This is a genomic window from Polynucleobacter sp. UB-Piko-W3, from assembly GCF_018881635.1.
GTDB lineage: Bacteria > Pseudomonadota > Gammaproteobacteria > Burkholderiales > Burkholderiaceae > Polynucleobacter.
The window spans coordinates 13753-29168 of record NZ_JACVPY010000002.1; the positions used below are offsets into that span (position 1 = coordinate 13753).

Here is a 15416-nt window from a genome sequence, read left to right on the forward strand (position 1 = left end):
TTAATAAGCTTATAAGGAATTGTGCTTAGGGTTGCTTAAGTACATACCAAATGGGCAGCCTTTTAATAGAGCACCTCATTGCAAGCAAAAAACCAGTTTTTAATGATTGATTCTTTAAAGGTCTTTGCAGCCCTTTTAATTATTCTTCACCATTTATCTAGCTACGGGCAAATTGCCCAGGACGCACGCACTGTATTACCAGGACTCATGACTTGGCTCTTTGAATATGGTCGTTATGCTGTGCAAATATTCTTAGTGATGGCGGGTTATTTGGCTGCTCAATCTTTGACGCGCTATGCCAATATGAAATTTAGCACCAATGGATTACTCAAAGTCATCCTCAATCGTTATTTACGTCTCTTTGCTCCCTATACTGCCGCATTAATCTTAACGATCGCTTGTGCTTACATTGCTCGGTTTTGGGTTAATGATGAATTTATTGGGGAATCAGAAACTCTCGCACAATTTTTAGCTCACCTCTTTTTTATTCAGGGTATCTTGGGGTTGGATTCTATTTCGGCAGGCGCTTGGTATATCGCCATTGATTGGCAACTGTATTCCGTCTTAGCAATTCTGCTGATATCCTTTCCAGGATATCAAGCAGTGATCTGGGTAATCAGCGTTTTAGCAGTAGCTTCACTCTTGTTCTTTAATCGCTCAGGACTTTATGAGGCTTACTTCATTTACTTCATTGGTGCTTACAGCTTAGGGGTCTTAGCCTACCTAGGCAAGTGTTTTGACAACCAGAGTATCAATCGCTTAGCCAAGATTGCGCTAGCTGTAATCGGACTTATCATTGTTATTTCATCGTTTCAACAAATTTGGCTCAGAAACTTCCTGGCTTGGTTTGTGGCGATTACATTGCTACTGTGGGGAGATAAAACATATCCCCTGATAGAGAGCAGTGGGAGCAGTCAAATGCTTAAAGTCGTTGCGTGGGGAAGTCAGCGATCCTATTGCGCTTTCCTGATTCACTTTGCATTGATCTTACTGGCCAATAGTCTTTACATTGCATCAGGATTGCATACCCATGAAAGTGGGGCGCTAGCAATTACTCTAATGCTAGGAGTGGTTGGGTGCAGTACGATTGCTGCAAATTATTTATATCGCTGGATTGAAGTGCCAGCACTGCGCCTGAAGGTCTAATTGAGATATTGGGATTAGAGCCCCATATCCTTTAATACGCGGAAGATCTCACGATAAGCCTTGGGCGGCTTGTTTTGCTCTTTTTCTCTGCGGGCATTGCGAATCAGTGTGCGCATATTCTGAATATCCATATCTGGATACTGCTCAATCATTTTGGTGAAGGCTTCATCATTGGCAATGAGTCTATCGCGATAGCTTTCTAAAAAATGTAGCTTGGCAGTCTCTGCCTTACTCACACCTTGAATCGCATCTAAGCGTTTCTGAATGGCATCAAGCTCTTCTTCATCTAAAAAGCGCATGAGCTTACCAAGGTATTGCTTATGGCGACGAATCGCTTCAAAACTCTTAATCTGATTAGTTTCTGCAATCGCTACTTTGATAGCTTCATCTAAAGGGATAGTTTTGAGGGCATCACTACTTAAAGCTGCCAATACTTCCGCCAATTTCTGGCGTTCAGTCATTTGGCGCTTGAGCTCAGACTTGCTAGGTCCTTGATCGGCTTCAACGAGTTTGGGTGTGCGATTCTTCTCATTAATGTGCATACCGTCATTTTAGACAGGTATTGGACTATCCTAAGGAGATGTCAAGATTTCCGGTTTGGTAAATAATAGGCATTAAAGTAAACAGTGAAAATACTGCTATATCTGACGTAAAACACATGACTCAAACAAACACCTACGACTACATCATTATTGGGGCTGGCAGCGCTGGCTGTATGTTAGCTAAGCGGTTGACTGAGAACCCCAATAAGCGGGTATTACTCATTGAGGCCGGTAAGAGTGATAACTATATTTGGATTCATATTCCGGTGGGTTATCTGTACTGTATTGATAACCCTAGGGCAGATTGGCGCTTTAAGACCGCCGCTGAAAAGGGTCTTAATGGGCGTTCATTAATTTATCCTCGTGGCAGAGTTTTGGGTGGTTGCTCTTCGATTAACGGCATGATTTATATGCGTGGCCAAGTAGGCGATTACGACTCTTGGGTCAAAGCTACTGGTGACGATGCTTGGTCTTGGCAAAATGCCCTTACCCGTTATAAGAAGTTTGAGGACTACCATGGCGCTGCCAATGAGTGGCATGGCAAAGGTGGTGAATGGACAGTATCTTTACAACGCTTGCGCTGGCCCATCATGGATAAGTTCAGAGAAGCCGCTGTAGAGGCTGGTATCCCAGCATCGGATGACTTTAATCGAGGCGATAACTTTGGTGTTGGCTACTTTGATGTGAGTCAGCGCGCTGGTTGGCGATTAAATACTGCTAAAGCATTTTTAAAAGATGCAGCCAAACGCAATAATCTGACCGTGATTACTGAGGCAATGGTCACTAAACTCAAGATTGATCCCGCTACTCATAATTGCTATGGAGTCGAGTATCGTAAGGATGGCGCTCTCAATGAAGCTTTGTGCGCAATTGAGCAGGGCGGGGAAGTGTTGCTCAGCGCTGGCTCTATTGGCAGTGTGCAAATACTCGAGCGCTCTGGGATTGGCGCAGCTAGCCATCTCTGTGCATTAGGCATACCAGTCATTGCTGATTTGCCTGGCGTTGGTGAGAATCTGCAAGACCATTTGCAACTGCGTATGGTTTACAAAGTCGATGGCATTAAAACTCTCAATACCAAAGCCAATTCTTGGTTTGGCAAGATGATGATTGGTTTGGAGTATCTCTTCAAGCGCTCTGGACCGATGTCGATGGCACCCTCCCAATTAGGTACTTTTGCCTATAGCTCGCCAACGCAAAAGAGTGCCAATTTGGAATACCACGTACAACCTTTATCACTTGATAAATTTGGCGAAGACTTGCATTCATTTAATGCTTTCACAGCCAGTGTTTGCAATCTACGTCCTACATCCCGTGGCAGCGTACATATCAATTCCCTTGATCCTGAAGCGCCGCCCGTCATTGCACCCAACTACTTGGCAACAGAAGAGGATCGTAAGATTGCGGCTGAGTCACTTCGCCTCACTCGCAAGATTGTGCAAAGCCCAGCACTCAAACTCTACTCCCCAGAAGAATATAAACCTGGTGCGCAGTATCAAACTGAAGCAGAGTTGGTTAAAGCTGCTGGCGACATTGGAACAACCATCTTTCATCCAGTAGGCACTTGCAAGATGGGGCGCGCAGATGATCCGATGGCAGTGCTAGATTCTCAATTACGAGTGAGAGGTATTCATCATCTACGGGTGGTTGATGCTTCTGCTATGCCCACAATCACCTCAGGTAATACCGCCGCTCCAACCATGATGATTGCTGAGCGTGTAGCGGAGTTACTTACAGGTGAATAGTCACAAAAGTAATCAACTCCCCCTAAGTCATCTTCTACTCGCTTTAGCCATTGTGGCTGTGTGGGGCACGAACTTTGTGGTGATTAAGCTTTCTTTAGAAGCCTTTCCACCATTCTTATTTGCAGCGCTACGCTATACCTTCGCTTTTTTACCTTTGGCATTTTTTATACCAAGACCTAAGGTCTCTTGGGGCAATATGTGTGCCTATGGTGTGGCTATTGGAGTTGGCCAATTCGGTATCTTATTCTTTGCGATTGATGGAAGAATTTCTCCGGGCTTGGCTTCATTAGTTATCCAGACGCAGGTATTTTTCACCATCGGCTTTGCCATGTTTTTTGCTAAGGAGCGTTTAAGACTCTATCAAGCAGTCGCAGTATCGATAGCGATGACGGGCTTAGGAACTATTGCGCTCCATACTGATGCAAGTACGACTTTTTTGGGATTGGCATTGGTAGTGTTTGCAGGACTGTCATGGGGAATAGGGAACACAGTGAGTCGTCGTGCTGGCTCAATCAATATGCTCTCTTATGTGGTGTGGGCAAGTGCTTTTTCACTGCCACCACTCTTTTTGATCTCTTGGATTTTTGAGGGCGGCTGGGCGCAGATAAGCACTTCAATCATTACTGCGCCAATGGGAGCTTGGCTTGGCGTCTTTTGGCAATCCTGGGGTAATACCGTCTTTGGTTATGCTGCTTGGGCTTGGCTGCTCTCAAAACATCCTGCTGCGGTAGTTGGACCAGCACCATTATTGGTTCCGATATTTGGGATGGGGGCATCAGCTTACTTCTTGAGTGAGCCATTACCCTTGTGGAAGATTTTGGCAGCGAGCTTAGTGATTGCTGGCCTGGTTGTGAATCTGTTTTGGCCGAGCTTAGAGAAGCACTTCAGAAAGCTAGCTGGATAAAAGCTTAATCGCTTCCCGTATGAGGAGGGCACGATAACCCATATAGATCGCTACTAAAGTAAATCCGAATAAAAAAAGCTTCGGAACGAGAGCACCTTCTACTACTAGTTCGCTATTGAGCAATCCGAGAGCAACTGCTGCAAAGAACAAAGCGCCCAAACCTAACATCATCCAGTTTTCATGACCACTGACTTGCTGGCTAGAGTTCTGATAAGCCAATACTTGAAAACTCCCACCCTTAGGGTAGCCAGATACAGTCAATAAATCGCCATCGGCAATTTTCATGCGGGTAGAGAAAGCTGCCTCGATCGCTTTATTGCCTAAGTTGAACTTAGAAATAAAGAAGCGCTTGAAATAGATCGGTGAATCATCATGTGTTGGCTTTTCTGGGTTGACGTATTCCAGTAACTCATTATTGAGATTGCTGACTGTGCCTGAGACTGCATGCAGGGAGGTTGATAAAAATGTGCTTGGTTTAGTGATGCTCATCAGCAAAACTCCTAAAAGGCTGAAGCTCAGTATAAATAATAGGGAAGTGAGTGGTCGTTTCATGGGCCAATAATAGCGTTTGACGCCCGTGACCATCAAGCTAAATGCTGCAATAAATGTTAAGAGCGGAAAATTTCTACTTTTCTGACACCATGCAATAAGAAAATAGCAAAGAATATAAGTCCCACCACCCAATGGGTGATCACAACGCTATCTCGAATTTCAACGGGTCCGTAATAGAGTAAAGCTCCAGTAGTGAGTAGGGCTAGCAAAAGACCCAATTGGCTAAAGCCACTCATCCATTTCTTTTTAGATTTAAGGCCAGCCTTTAAATGAAAGGGTAGAACTGAGCCTAGGGCGAGAGTAGCAATCATCGCAAAAATTCCATGCAAAGCCAGTACATTGTGATTTCCCAAAGTTGATCTTTGAATCTGAAATTCATGACCGATGAGATATAAGCTTCCACTAATAGAGCAGGCCAGCATACCGCCAATCACAAGTGATCTTTGCCAAGTAGGCATTTTTCCTAAACGACTCATGCAGTAATTCGGATAGCTTGAGCAGAGAAGTACTTTAGGCAAGGGTGATTAAGCGCACTCGAGAGAGCAAGTACCTTAGTTAGGGCATCTGCATAAACGCATTCATTTGCCATAATGGAATAGGAGTCTGAGAAATTAATATGCGCTTCAGATTCATCTTGCGCAAAGGGATTGATGATGTGGCTTTGCTGCTGATCTCGATTGGTAAAGTAGAGGCCGCTAGTCGCAATGGCTCCGTTTTGTAATGAGCCAATATCGATTAGCTCCATTGGTGCAACTGGATTGCGAATTTGTATTGATCTTGGAGATTGTCCAAATACCCGAAGATCGCCCCCTGCATTGACACAGCCAGATTTGATTCCATGTGCAATCAAGCTCTCTACGGCCTTATCCACTGCAAAGCCTTTAGCAATTCCTCCAAGATCTAGGCAGAGGGGTTTTGGGGAAGTAATGAGCTCTGAGTCTAGGAAATGAACATCTTCGATTCCGCCCAGTTGGTGGTTAGATAAATTCATGTGACGTGGTAATAGGCCTGCACTTACCAGTCGATGGCCAACGCCGCAATTAAATAAACCATTGGATTGTTTGTGAACCTCTTGAGCAATTTTTAGAACTTGTGCGGTCCACGGATGAATCTTGAGTGGCACTTGATGGGCCCAGCGATTAATTTGACTAAGCTCGCTTACAGGGTAATGAAAACCCATCAGATCTTGAATCTGTTTTACTGCAGCAAATGCTTTGTCAAGCGCCTGACTATCGTCTTGATCGATTGAGATTTCAACAAATGTTCCCAAAAGGACTTGGCAGCGCACCATCATTTTGGTTTTAATGCCAAGTCATATAAAACTAGCACTCTTTTCACGCCATCGGTCAGGTGTTTACAAGAAAGGGTTGCGCCTCCAATATTCTGAATATCTTGATTGAGCTTGATGGGATCTTTTACAGTCTTGCCGGCAAATTGCTGACGCCAATGGGCCTCTGCTACCTCATAGCCATAAGATTCAACGTATTCCAAAATCTCGATGCCTAAAACACTGCCGTTGGGGGCGATCCCCACGGCATAAGTAATCATTTCGTGTTTACCTACTACTTCATCAATGATCAGCCAGCTTCCATCGGCAACCTTCCAGATGCGATCCCCTTGAAAAGGATAGCGAATACTTGATGCCAACCGCATTCTTTCTTGTAGATCATCGGTAACGAGGATAGGTGCTTTTGTTAGTTGCTTATTAGGAAACAGAATTTTTTGTGCTTGCTCTGCACTCACATAAATTTTTGCCTGGGCAATGATGGGCGCACTTAGCATTGCTAGGCCAAGGATTGCAAAGGGGTTTGGTTTCCAGTTCATCGCTATCTTTAGTTCAATGGAAAGCCAACTTTGAGAATAAATTCATTCACGGTGTGGCTGTCCCAGACTCGAGCGTTAGAGCACTCCGCTTCGCCACCACCCATACAGTTACCACCAGCAAGTTGATAGCGCCAGGCGCCGGTTACCCACCAGTCTTTAGAGGCATAGTGCATATTGGGGCCGACAAAGGTAGCACGTTGTACTTGGTTACGGAGATTAAGTTCTGAGTAATCGTTATGAAAGCGAGCCTCTACGCCTGCTGACCACTTCGGAGCAAAGCGATAACTAGCACCTACTAAAAAATCGAGCATAGACTCAGGCACATTACCGTTCTCAATAAACTTCAGGCGCTCATTTGCAACTACGACGTTGCCAGCAAATATGAGGCGATCATCCATGAAGTTGGACTGTAATAAGAGTCTAGCTGCGAGCTCATCTTTATTTTTACCCCAGGTAGGCTCGAAATAGAAGCCAACTCCGACAGGAGAGGTCACTGGATTAGTGAGTCGATAAATGGCTTCGAGCGAGACGCCTTCAATACCACTTTTTCTGTATGCGCTAGCAGGGTCGTGCGAGGAGGGCACTGCATAGCCCCCAGTACAAGTTGGCTCGTCGCCACAGGCTTCAGGGTTGGTGTAGTTCTGACTGGCATTGGTGTAATACGAATTGATATAGCCCGCGACTTGCAAATCATTTGTTAAGCCATATTCCAATTCTGATCTCGCGGTCCATGCTTCATAAGTTCCCGCTGCCTGTTGTTGATTTAACTGCAGGCGCTGTTCAAATTCCAGCTTGCCTTTGGGTTGAAGATCTAGCGTATAGATCCAACCAAACACTCCTTCACCTGCATGGGCAAAAGAAAAATGAAGGGCTGTTGCGAGGATGAAGCTAAAGGCAATCAGTCTTTTGATGGTTATTTTCATAGTGATATTTCGTTAGTGGTTGAAAAAGTCTTAATGAGAATGGTTCTCAATATACCACTAAATGAGAATGATTCTCAAATAGAAAAAATGACTGAGCCCTTATAAATGGCATTACTTGTGGGGTTTATCGTCTTTGCTTGTAAGATTTCAGTTCAATGAATGCTGAAGATCTTGAGAAGCTTGTCTTAATGAAGATGCCCTATGGCAAATACGCTGGGCGTGCTTTAGCAGAGCTGCCAGGAAATTATTTAGCCTGGTTTGCAAGGGAAGGATTTCCTAAGGGGGATTTGGGTCAGCTACTAGAGCTGATGCACACGTTAGATCACAATGGCTTGCGTGGGCTTTTGGCACCCATTCAGCGGGCACATGGTTTGAAGGCTAGGCAGCAATTATCTTGATCGAACGATTGCAGTGACTCGGTTACGCTCATAAGTCACTGTTGCAGAATCAGGCGGACTACTTTGAAGCAAGCCAGGAGTAATTGATGTTTGCGATCCAATTTGGGCAGCAATTTTTTTAGCTAGATCGCTATTGCGGTCATATTGAATCTCAATACTCGTTACCCGACCTTCTTTAATACTATTGATAAGTTGATCTAGCTTAGTAGACGAGTACTCATCAAAAAAGACCGGATACCAGCCCCCGATTGTGGCCTTGCTTGATTTGGCCTCAGAAGATATTGCTTTGGATGCGGCAATTCCTGTATTAAGTGGCAGATGAAAATCAATTCCTGTTTTCTGAACGATCTCTTGATAAGAGATCGGCGGGCTCATCTGGGCTTCGTTAGTATTTTCAATCCAATAGGCCCATGCTAAGTTCTTGCTTGGGTCGTATACCAATTTATATAAATGACTTGGAATAGTGACGCGACTACTACCAATACTCCCGCTATTGCCAGTAGAGCCGGTATACACAAAAATATCACTAGTCACTCTTTTGGCATAGAGCCGAGTCGGTTCCTCTACATTCTTAGCCCAAATGCCCTGATTATTTTGTCTGGCCTGAGGCATCATGTTTGCCAACGAGAAGGACTGGGCCATTGACTGCTCATTAGTCATATCTCCCGCTGGAGCGTTATGGCCACGGTCATAGCCACTACCACGGTAGTCTGAGAGCAATGAGCGCTCTGCTAATGGCAGCCTAGCCTCTTCATAAAACTGATTACTTCTTTTGGGGTGAGGGGCTGAAAGTTGCTCTCGACTCAGCTTCTCGACGGTATAGATAGGCTTCTTATCTCTAGGGGAGTAATAAACCGCAAAGCTATCAAAACAGAGGTCTCGCCCCGCCTCTGGGGTGCTAGGGATTTGCTGCTGGGGAAACAGATCCTTGCATTCCTCAAATAGGGCAAAGGCGCTAAAGGGGCTGAGGAGTCCGAGAAGAACGGTAAGTGCAAGAAGCTTACGAAGAGTTTTCATAGGACGTCAGTTTATGGGGGTCAAGCAAGCTCCCACTTCTTTTTGATCCAGGCTAGCTGTGGAGCCAATCAGAATTGAGCCCCAAGAGAGCGTTTTTCTTTGGGTAAGGGCGACTTTTACCCTAAGAAGTGCTTTGAAAATAATGCCTCGCAGCAATTTGGGATAGCTACTACCGGTAGAAATAAGTTTGACTTCAAACACTAGATGTACGGTTTTTGGGGATAATTTTTCCCCTCAAATCGAAAAAAAATCAGAATTTACCCCTTTTTTTACAGTATGAAATTAGTGCCCCCTAACTTTTATAAGCGATTGATTTAAATAGATTAAATACCAATATGAGAAGGCACCTATGGGAGATACCGTATTTTGATATCAAAAAGTTATTGAAATAACATTTGTTATGCTTGACTTGATATAAGAACCTTTTTAGGATGACCCATGTTTTTTAGATATTGCGCTGCAACATAAACCTGTGTCTAGGTTTAAGGGGTGTCGCAAATTAATAGATGAGTAAATGCATAACAAACAATTTGAGTGAGTCGCAAGATCAGCAGTCAGCATCTCTGGCCGCCAAAGATCTTCTGGCGCATGCTATGACTCCGGTTTACCGAGTCATCAATGGCGTACTCGTAGTTGCTGTATTCATGGTGGTAGGTCTTTGGCTATCTGGTAACGGTACAAATGCGGGAGCCTTTGATTTGGCCCGTATCTTGGTTCCAGATGAAGCCCGTAATATTGTCTGGAGTAATGGCTTTGGCATGCTAGAGCAATATAAGGCTAAAAACGATAGCCCCACCCAGATGGCTGATTCTGAAATTGCTGCTGTGATCTATAGTAATAAATTAAATCCAATCCCGACTGGCTTGAATAGCGCTAAGCAGCAGACGGTTGCTTTATTGATGCCCTCAGTTGGGCAGATCCAGGTCAAATCGATTTCCCATTTGGCCGATCGCATTCCCACTTCCAAGATTGACCCCCAAGCGCTAGACAGCAACTTGATGGGCTCAATTCAGAATCAACGTGCGGTTGCTGATTTCTTTGAGAAGAAATATAAGCTTGATCGTGCCAAGATTGAAGAGTATGTATCGAACACCATTTTGGTTGCAAAAGAAGTCAACATTGATCCAGTGCTTTTATTGGCTGTGATTTCAGTGGAGTCAAACTTCAACCCGACTACTAAGAGTCATGCTGGTGCTGAAGGTCTCATGCAAGTCATGACCTCAGTCCATAAAGATAAATATGAGTTGTATGGTGGCACGACTGAAGCTGTTAAACCTGAAGTGAATATTCGGGTGGGCGCCTATATTTTGAAGTACTTGATTGCCACCGCAGGCTCATTGCGTAACGGTTTGAAGTACTACGTAGGTGCTGCTAATGCCGAGCATGATGGTGGTTATGCCGATAAAGTCTTGGCCGAAAGAAATCGTCTGATTAGTCTTTGTCAAACTGGTTCTACAAATCGTTTTTCCCTAAATGGCAAGGATGTGCGCTCGTAATGTGAGTGGCATTTAAATCGCAGAACATGTAAAAAGACCACCCAAGGGTGGTCTTTTTACATTCCGTCAGGGAGGATCTGATGGGGTTTAATTTACCCCATGCAACTCAACATCAAATACTAAAGTGGCATTAGGTGGAATCACGCCACCTGCACCACGGGGACCGTAGCCCATATCCGAAGGAATGATCAGCGTACGTTTGCCACCAATCTTCATGCCAGCAACGCCTTCATCCCAGCCCTTAATGACATGACCTGCGCCTAATGGGAAGCTGAATAGCTGGCCGCGATCTAATGAGCTATCAAACTTCTGACCCTTATGATCCTCTGCATTTTCGTCATAGAGCCAGCCTGTGTAATGCACATCAACGTGATTGCCAGCTACCGCTTCATTACCGTCGCCCACAACGGTATCGATTTTTTTGAGTTCACTCATGGTATTTTTCCTATTTCACACAAATTGACTGGCTAGTATATTCTGAGCCTTATTAATTCTGATGGAGAGCCTCATTTGGCTCCATTACATGACAAATTATTGGCCCAACTCCGCATACAACACCCTCTTGGTTAGCCCAGATCATCAGCTTTTGGTGACTGATGACTTTTTGCGAACCTACTTACATAGGCCTGAGCTGAGCTTAGTTCCAGAATCTTGTGCGATTGAGCAATCCCTCCATCAGCGTTTGATACAAAACCCCCGTGCTGATATTGCTGATCATGAAATCGCTACTATGGCCGATGAGGATATCCAAGAAAACTACCGGGTCTGGTTGCGCTATCGGGCACGCCTATTGGCTGCAAGCTCCCTAGAGGGTTTTTATATGAGCCTATTTAAGGGCGAGGGCGTTGATGTGCCGCCTTTGTTTGTTGCCCAATTGGCCCAGATCTTTGTGAGACATATCTTAGGTGATCAAGCCCAACCCTTAGAAGTACGCATGGGTGAATTATTCTTCAGAACCCAAATGATTACTGTACTCGAAGATGCGATTGTGATGGGTGCTGATGAAGACACAGTTTCCCGTAACGCCCAAGCCGGTGACACTGGGAACATTATGGACTTACTCAAAGGTAAATCCATGACGATGAGGTCAGCTGATTTAGATGTCTTGCATGAAGAAAATGCGACTGAGTACTGGGCTCGAAACGAGGATTTTGATTTCGCAGTACAGCTGAACTTTGGGCATGAGCCTATCAATCACTTTTGTCGTGTGTTGGAAAAATGGATAGAACATTTTCTGGGGGTTAGGGTACGTATTACTCCCATGCAGCAAATTAGTGATCCAAAGTGGTCATGGCATGTTGGCTTAGATGCGGTAGCGACCGAGATTCTGAATAAGCTTTACAACAAAGAGTCTGTTGAGGCTGATGAGTTAGAGAAAGTGATTTGTCTGTTTCGTCTCGATTTTATTGATGAGGCAGCACTAGCGAAAGCGCAGGCGGGTAAGCCAGTCTATATGGCGATTGCCATGAATGAGCAAAAGCAACTCAAACTCAAACCCCAAAATCTCTTGTTTAATTTGCCGCTCGCAAAAACTTCTTAAGCTGACAGCTCTTTTTTCTGCTTTCTATTCTGAAAGGCGAGCCATAACAAAGCTGCTGCAGTCACCACAACGGGTAATAGTGATCCCAGGTTGAGGAAATTCCAACCCTGTGAGGTAATCAATGCACCGGATCCAAATGAGCTAAAGGCCATCGTTCCGAAGACAAAGAAGTTAATTGCTGCTTGAGCTTTGTCTCGTTCATTAGGCTGATAAGCATTCATGGCCAAAGAGGTCGAGCCAGTAAATAAAAAGTTCCAACCAACCCCTAGTAAAAAGAGTGCAATCAGGAATTGGTGAAGATCTGTACCAGTTAATGCTATCAAGATGCAAACAAAATTCAGGAAGACGCCAACACCCATAATCTTGAGGGTGCCAAAACGTTGAATCAGAGATCCAGTAAAAAATCCTGGTGCGAACATGCCAATCACATGCCATTCCAATACTAAGGCTGTGTCTGAAAAAGGTAAGCCACAGATTTGCATCGCTAGAGGAGTTGCTGCCATGAGTAAATTCATAACACCATAACCCAAGGCGGCACCAATGATGGCAACCATAAAGACAGGCTGCTGCAGGATGGCCTTAAGTGGCCTCCCATCTGATAGTGCATGCGAAGTTTTAAATTCTTCTGGAAAGTGAATCCACTGCATAACAAAGATTCCTAGCGTGCCCGCTATTGAGAGCGTGAGGTAGGCACCTAAAAAAGCAGTGTCAAATAGATCGCGCGTCCAAGAGGCTAGGTTGGGTCCTACGACTGCGCCCAGAATGCCTCCAGCCAGAACCCAGGACACCGCCTTATCTCGCTGGCTTGCATCAGTCAGCTCAGCAGCAGCAAAACGGTAGAGTTGTCCGTTAGCACTATAGTAGCCAGCAATAAAAGTGCCCATGACCAGCAACCAGAAATTTTGAGTGATCGCTGCATAGGCGCATAAGAGTGCCGAAAGTACTGCTACTAATAGCCCTAACTGAAAAGAAATCTTTCGGCCAAAGTAATTTTGGGATTTAGCAACAATCGAGGTGGAGAAGGCGCCGCCTACGACATAACCCATTACCGGCAAAGTGGCCATCCAGCCGACAGGGGCAAGGCTAAACCCAACCAAGCCATTAATGGCAATAAAGGTGACGTTATTGGTCAGGAAGAGGCCCTGGCAAATAATGAGGAGCACCAGGTTTTTGTTGAGCAAGGGGTGCTTGTTGGTCATGGGATGGAGTTTACGGGGAATCTGTGAGACCTAGCTGATTTATTGGATTCCCTGAAATTGGGCGTCTTGGGGGCTTTTGGGCTTTAAATCTAGCAATTTTGCCAAGCCCGATGATTTAAAATGGAGGACTCCCTTCATTGGCAATGGGTGCGCTAAAAGCGGCTTGCAAAATGAGGATGTGAGACTGGCTGGGTAAAAACCTGGCCTTATCATTTTTAAATATTGAGGAAACATTCATGGCTGCCGAGAAATCAAAGATTATTTACACCCTGACAGATGAGGCGCCGCTCTTGGCAACTTGTGCATTTCTGCCAATTATTCGCACCTTTACAGAGCCAGTTGGTGTTGAGGTTGTGAAGAGTGATATTTCTGTTGCTGCGCGTATCCTCGCGGAGTTTTCCGATTGTCTGACGGCCGAGCAAAAAGTACCTGATAACTTGGCAGCGCTTGGCAAGATGACTTTATTGCCAGACACCAACATTATTAAGCTACCTAATATCAGCGCTTCGGTACCTCAATTACTTGCAGCCATTAAAGAATTGCAATTGAAGGGCTACAAAATCCCCAATTTTCCAGATGATCCTAAGAGCGAGGAAGAAAAAGTAACTCGTGCCCGCTATTCCAAATGCTTGGGTAGTGCGGTAAACCCAGTCTTGCGTGAAGGCAACTCTGATCGTCGCGCACCCAATGCCGTGAAACAGTTTGCCCGTAAACACCCCCACTCAATGGGCGAGTGGAGCCAAGCTTCCCGCACTCACGTATCACATATGCATGGCGGTGACTTCTACGCTGGCGAAAAGTCTATGACCATGACTAAAGCATGCGATGTGAGAATGGAATTGGTCACCAAGAGCGGCAAGACGACTGTGCTCAAGCCCAAGGTCTCATTACTCGCTGGCGAGATTATCGACAGTATGTATATGAGCAAGAAAGCGCTTTGTGAGTTCTACGAAAAAGAGATTGAAGATGCCTACAAGACTGGCATGATGTTGTCCTTGCACGTGAAGGCCACCATGATGAAGATCTCTCATCCGATTGTGTTCGGTCACGCTGTCAAGATTTTTTACAAAGATGCTTTTGCAAAACATGCCAAGCTGTTTGAAGAGTTAGGCGTCAATGTCAATAACGGTATGAGCAGCTTGTACGAGAAGATCAAGACTCTGCCGGAGTCTAAGCGCGAAGAAATTATTCAAGATGTGCATGCTTGTCATGAGCACCGCCCAGCATTAGCAATGGTGGACTCAGCCAAAGGCATTACCAATCTTCATTCCCCAAGCGATGTGATCGTAGATGCTTCTATGCCAGCGATGATTCGTGCTGGTGGCAAGATGTGGGGGGCCGATGGACGCCTACATGACACCAAGGCAGTGATTCCAGAAAGTACCTTTGCACGTATCTATCAAGAAATTATTAATTTCTGTAAGACCCACGGTAACTTTGATCCAACTACCATGGGTACCGTGCCTAATGTGGGCTTGATGGCTCAGCAGGCTGAAGAGTACGGTTCACACGACAAGACTTTTGAAATCACTGAAGCTGGTGTAGCCCGTGTCGTATCTGATGATGGCACTGTGTTGCTCGAACAACATGTAGAAGAGGGTGATATCTGGCGTATGTGCCAAGTAAAAGATGCCCCGATTCGTGACTGGGTAAAGTTGGCTGTCAACCGTGCTCGCCTCTCTAATACTCCAGCAGTATTTTGGTTGGATGAGTACCGTCCACACGAAGCAGAGTTGATTAAGAAAGTAAATGCCTACCTCAAAGATTATGATTTGAAGGGTGTAGATATTCAGATCATGTCTCAGACTCGTGCAATGCGTTACACACTCGAGCGTGTGATTCGTGGCAAGGACACTATCTCTGTTACTGGCAATATCTTGCGCGATTACCTCACTGACTTGTTCCCCATTATGGAATTAGGAACTAGCGCGAAGATGTTGTCGATTGTTCCCTTGATGGCAGGCGGCGGACTCTTTGAAACGGGCGCTGGGGGCTCTGCTCCAAAGCACGTTCAGCAGCTAGTTGAAGAAAATCACTTACGCTGGGATTCCTTAGGGGAGTTCTTGGCTCTAGCAGTCTCTCTAGAAGATGTCAGCGATAAGACAGGCAATGCTAAGGTGAAGATCTTGGCGC

16 protein-coding genes are annotated in these 15416 nt (G+C 45.2%); 7 read left to right on the forward strand and 9 right to left on the reverse strand.

Features of this window, described 5'->3' with window-relative positions; genetic code table 11:
- Positions 1 to 102 precede the first annotated feature (102 nt).
- Positions 103 to 1146 carry an acyltransferase gene (locus tag ICN31_RS00325; protein WP_255530851.1) on the forward strand — a complete coding sequence of 348 codons (1044 nt, stop codon included), beginning with the start codon at positions 103 to 105 and terminating at the stop codon, positions 1144 to 1146.
- A 14-nt stretch (positions 1147 to 1160) separates the two neighbouring features.
- On the opposite strand, the gene yjgA is transcribed toward ICN31_RS00325, so the two are convergent.
- The gene (yjgA, locus tag ICN31_RS00330; RefSeq protein ID WP_216257497.1) at positions 1161 to 1688 is read right to left on the reverse strand and encodes a ribosome biogenesis factor YjgA; all 528 of its coding nucleotides are present in this window, start codon (positions 1686 to 1688) and stop codon (positions 1161 to 1163) included.
- Positions 1689 to 1804: 116 nt separating this feature from the next.
- On the opposite strand from yjgA, the gene ICN31_RS00335 reads away from it, so the two are divergent.
- Both ICN31_RS00335 and ICN31_RS00340 read left to right on the forward strand, forming a co-directional pair.
- On the forward strand, positions 1805 to 3430 hold the full coding sequence (locus ICN31_RS00335) for a GMC family oxidoreductase (RefSeq protein ID WP_216257498.1): 1626 nt from the start codon (positions 1805 to 1807) through the stop codon (positions 3428 to 3430).
- Complete coding sequence (locus tag ICN31_RS00340; protein ID WP_216257500.1) at positions 3423 to 4334, forward strand: EamA family transporter; 912 nt, start codon at positions 3423 to 3425, stop codon at positions 4332 to 4334. Before ICN31_RS00335 ends, ICN31_RS00340 begins: the two co-directional genes overlap by 8 nt.
- Here the strand turns inward: ICN31_RS00340 and ICN31_RS00345 are convergent.
- From ICN31_RS00345 to ICN31_RS00365, 5 genes are all read right to left on the reverse strand, one after another.
- Entirely contained in the window at positions 4323 to 4823 is a 501-nt protein-coding gene (locus tag ICN31_RS00345) for a hypothetical protein (RefSeq protein ID WP_216257510.1), read from the reverse strand. The genes ICN31_RS00340 and ICN31_RS00345 overlap by 12 nt on opposite strands.
- Positions 4824 to 4942: 119 nt before the next feature.
- Positions 4943 to 5362, reverse strand: a complete 420-nt coding sequence (locus tag ICN31_RS00350; RefSeq protein WP_216257512.1) for a hypothetical protein — start codon at positions 5360 to 5362, stop codon at positions 4943 to 4945.
- Positions 5359 to 6180, reverse strand: coding sequence for an FAD:protein FMN transferase (locus ICN31_RS00355; RefSeq protein WP_255530852.1), 822 nt, complete (start codon positions 6178 to 6180; stop codon positions 5359 to 5361). Before ICN31_RS00355 ends, ICN31_RS00350 begins: the two co-directional genes overlap by 4 nt.
- Positions 6177 to 6710, reverse strand: a complete 534-nt coding sequence (locus tag ICN31_RS00360) for an FMN-binding protein (protein ID WP_216257517.1) — start codon at positions 6708 to 6710, stop codon at positions 6177 to 6179. Before ICN31_RS00360 ends, ICN31_RS00355 begins: the two co-directional genes overlap by 4 nt.
- A gap of 8 nt (positions 6711 to 6718) precedes the next feature.
- Positions 6719 to 7633: a DUF6662 family protein gene (locus tag ICN31_RS00365; RefSeq protein ID WP_216257518.1), complete on the reverse strand. Its 915-nt coding sequence runs from the start codon at positions 7631 to 7633 to the stop codon at positions 6719 to 6721.
- Between the two features lie 155 nt (positions 7634 to 7788).
- Here ICN31_RS00365 and ICN31_RS00370 point away from each other — a divergent pair, with 155 nt between their 5' ends.
- The gene (locus tag ICN31_RS00370) at positions 7789 to 8031 is read left to right on the forward strand and encodes a DUF3820 family protein (RefSeq protein WP_216257528.1); all 243 of its coding nucleotides are present in this window, start codon (positions 7789 to 7791) and stop codon (positions 8029 to 8031) included.
- Here ICN31_RS00370 and ICN31_RS00375 read toward each other — a convergent pair.
- Positions 8023 to 9048: a DNA/RNA non-specific endonuclease gene (locus tag ICN31_RS00375; RefSeq protein WP_216257530.1), complete on the reverse strand. Its 1026-nt coding sequence runs from the start codon at positions 9046 to 9048 to the stop codon at positions 8023 to 8025. The genes ICN31_RS00370 and ICN31_RS00375 overlap by 9 nt on opposite strands.
- A gap of 506 nt (positions 9049 to 9554) precedes the next feature.
- Here ICN31_RS00375 and ICN31_RS00380 point away from each other — a divergent pair.
- A complete protein-coding gene (locus ICN31_RS00380) occupies positions 9555 to 10544 on the forward strand; it encodes a transglycosylase SLT domain-containing protein (protein ID WP_216257532.1) in 990 nt (329 codons plus the stop codon).
- Positions 10545 to 10631: 87 nt separating this feature from the next.
- Here the strand turns inward: ICN31_RS00380 and ICN31_RS00385 are convergent, their stop codons facing one another.
- Positions 10632 to 10979 (reverse strand): FKBP-type peptidyl-prolyl cis-trans isomerase, encoded by a 348-nt coding sequence (locus tag ICN31_RS00385; RefSeq protein WP_216257534.1) that lies wholly within the window; start codon positions 10977 to 10979, stop codon positions 10632 to 10634.
- Positions 10980 to 11067: 88 nt separating this feature from the next.
- On the opposite strand from ICN31_RS00385, the gene ICN31_RS00390 reads away from it, so the two are divergent.
- Positions 11068 to 12084 (forward strand): DUF6352 family protein, encoded by a 1017-nt coding sequence (locus ICN31_RS00390; RefSeq protein WP_216257536.1) that lies wholly within the window; start codon positions 11068 to 11070, stop codon positions 12082 to 12084.
- Here ICN31_RS00390 and ICN31_RS00395 read toward each other — a convergent pair.
- Positions 12081 to 13283: an MFS transporter gene (locus tag ICN31_RS00395; protein ID WP_216257537.1), complete on the reverse strand. Its 1203-nt coding sequence runs from the start codon at positions 13281 to 13283 to the stop codon at positions 12081 to 12083. The genes ICN31_RS00390 and ICN31_RS00395 overlap by 4 nt on opposite strands.
- A gap of 236 nt (positions 13284 to 13519) precedes the next feature.
- Here ICN31_RS00395 and ICN31_RS00400 point away from each other — a divergent pair.
- Positions 13520 to 15416 (forward strand): NADP-dependent isocitrate dehydrogenase (locus ICN31_RS00400; protein ID WP_216257539.1); only part of this gene is annotated, 1897 nt, incomplete at its 3' end.

Coding starts and splice junctions, on each gene's coding strand:
- ICN31_RS00370 (WP_216257528.1), top strand. CDS start 7,789: ATGAATGCTGAAGATCTTGAGAAGCTTGTCTTAATGAAGATGCCCTAT.
- yjgA (WP_216257497.1), bottom strand. CDS start 1,688: ATGCACATTAATGAGAAGAATCGCACACCCAAACTCGTTGAAGCCGAT.
- ICN31_RS00355 (WP_255530852.1), bottom strand. CDS start 6,180: ATGATGGTGCGCTGCCAAGTCCTTTTGGGAACATTTGTTGAAATCTCA.
- ICN31_RS00380 (WP_216257532.1), top strand. CDS start 9,555: ATGAGTAAATGCATAACAAACAATTTGAGTGAGTCGCAAGATCAGCAG.
- ICN31_RS00375 (WP_216257530.1), bottom strand. CDS start 9,048: ATGAAAACTCTTCGTAAGCTTCTTGCACTTACCGTTCTTCTCGGACTC.
- ICN31_RS00385 (WP_216257534.1), bottom strand. CDS start 10,979: ATGAGTGAACTCAAAAAAATCGATACCGTTGTGGGCGACGGTAATGAA.
- ICN31_RS00390 (WP_216257536.1), top strand. CDS start 11,068: ATGACAAATTATTGGCCCAACTCCGCATACAACACCCTCTTGGTTAGC.
- ICN31_RS00350 (WP_216257512.1), bottom strand. CDS start 5,362: ATGAGTCGTTTAGGAAAAATGCCTACTTGGCAAAGATCACTTGTGATT.
- ICN31_RS00335 (WP_216257498.1), top strand. CDS start 1,805: ATGACTCAAACAAACACCTACGACTACATCATTATTGGGGCTGGCAGC.
- ICN31_RS00365 (WP_216257518.1), bottom strand. CDS start 7,633: ATGAAAATAACCATCAAAAGACTGATTGCCTTTAGCTTCATCCTCGCA.
- ICN31_RS00325 (WP_255530851.1), top strand. CDS start 103: ATGATTGATTCTTTAAAGGTCTTTGCAGCCCTTTTAATTATTCTTCAC.
- ICN31_RS00395 (WP_216257537.1), bottom strand. CDS start 13,283: ATGACCAACAAGCACCCCTTGCTCAACAAAAACCTGGTGCTCCTCATT.
- ICN31_RS00345 (WP_216257510.1), bottom strand. CDS start 4,823: ATGAGCATCACTAAACCAAGCACATTTTTATCAACCTCCCTGCATGCA.
- ICN31_RS00360 (WP_216257517.1), bottom strand. CDS start 6,710: ATGAACTGGAAACCAAACCCCTTTGCAATCCTTGGCCTAGCAATGCTA.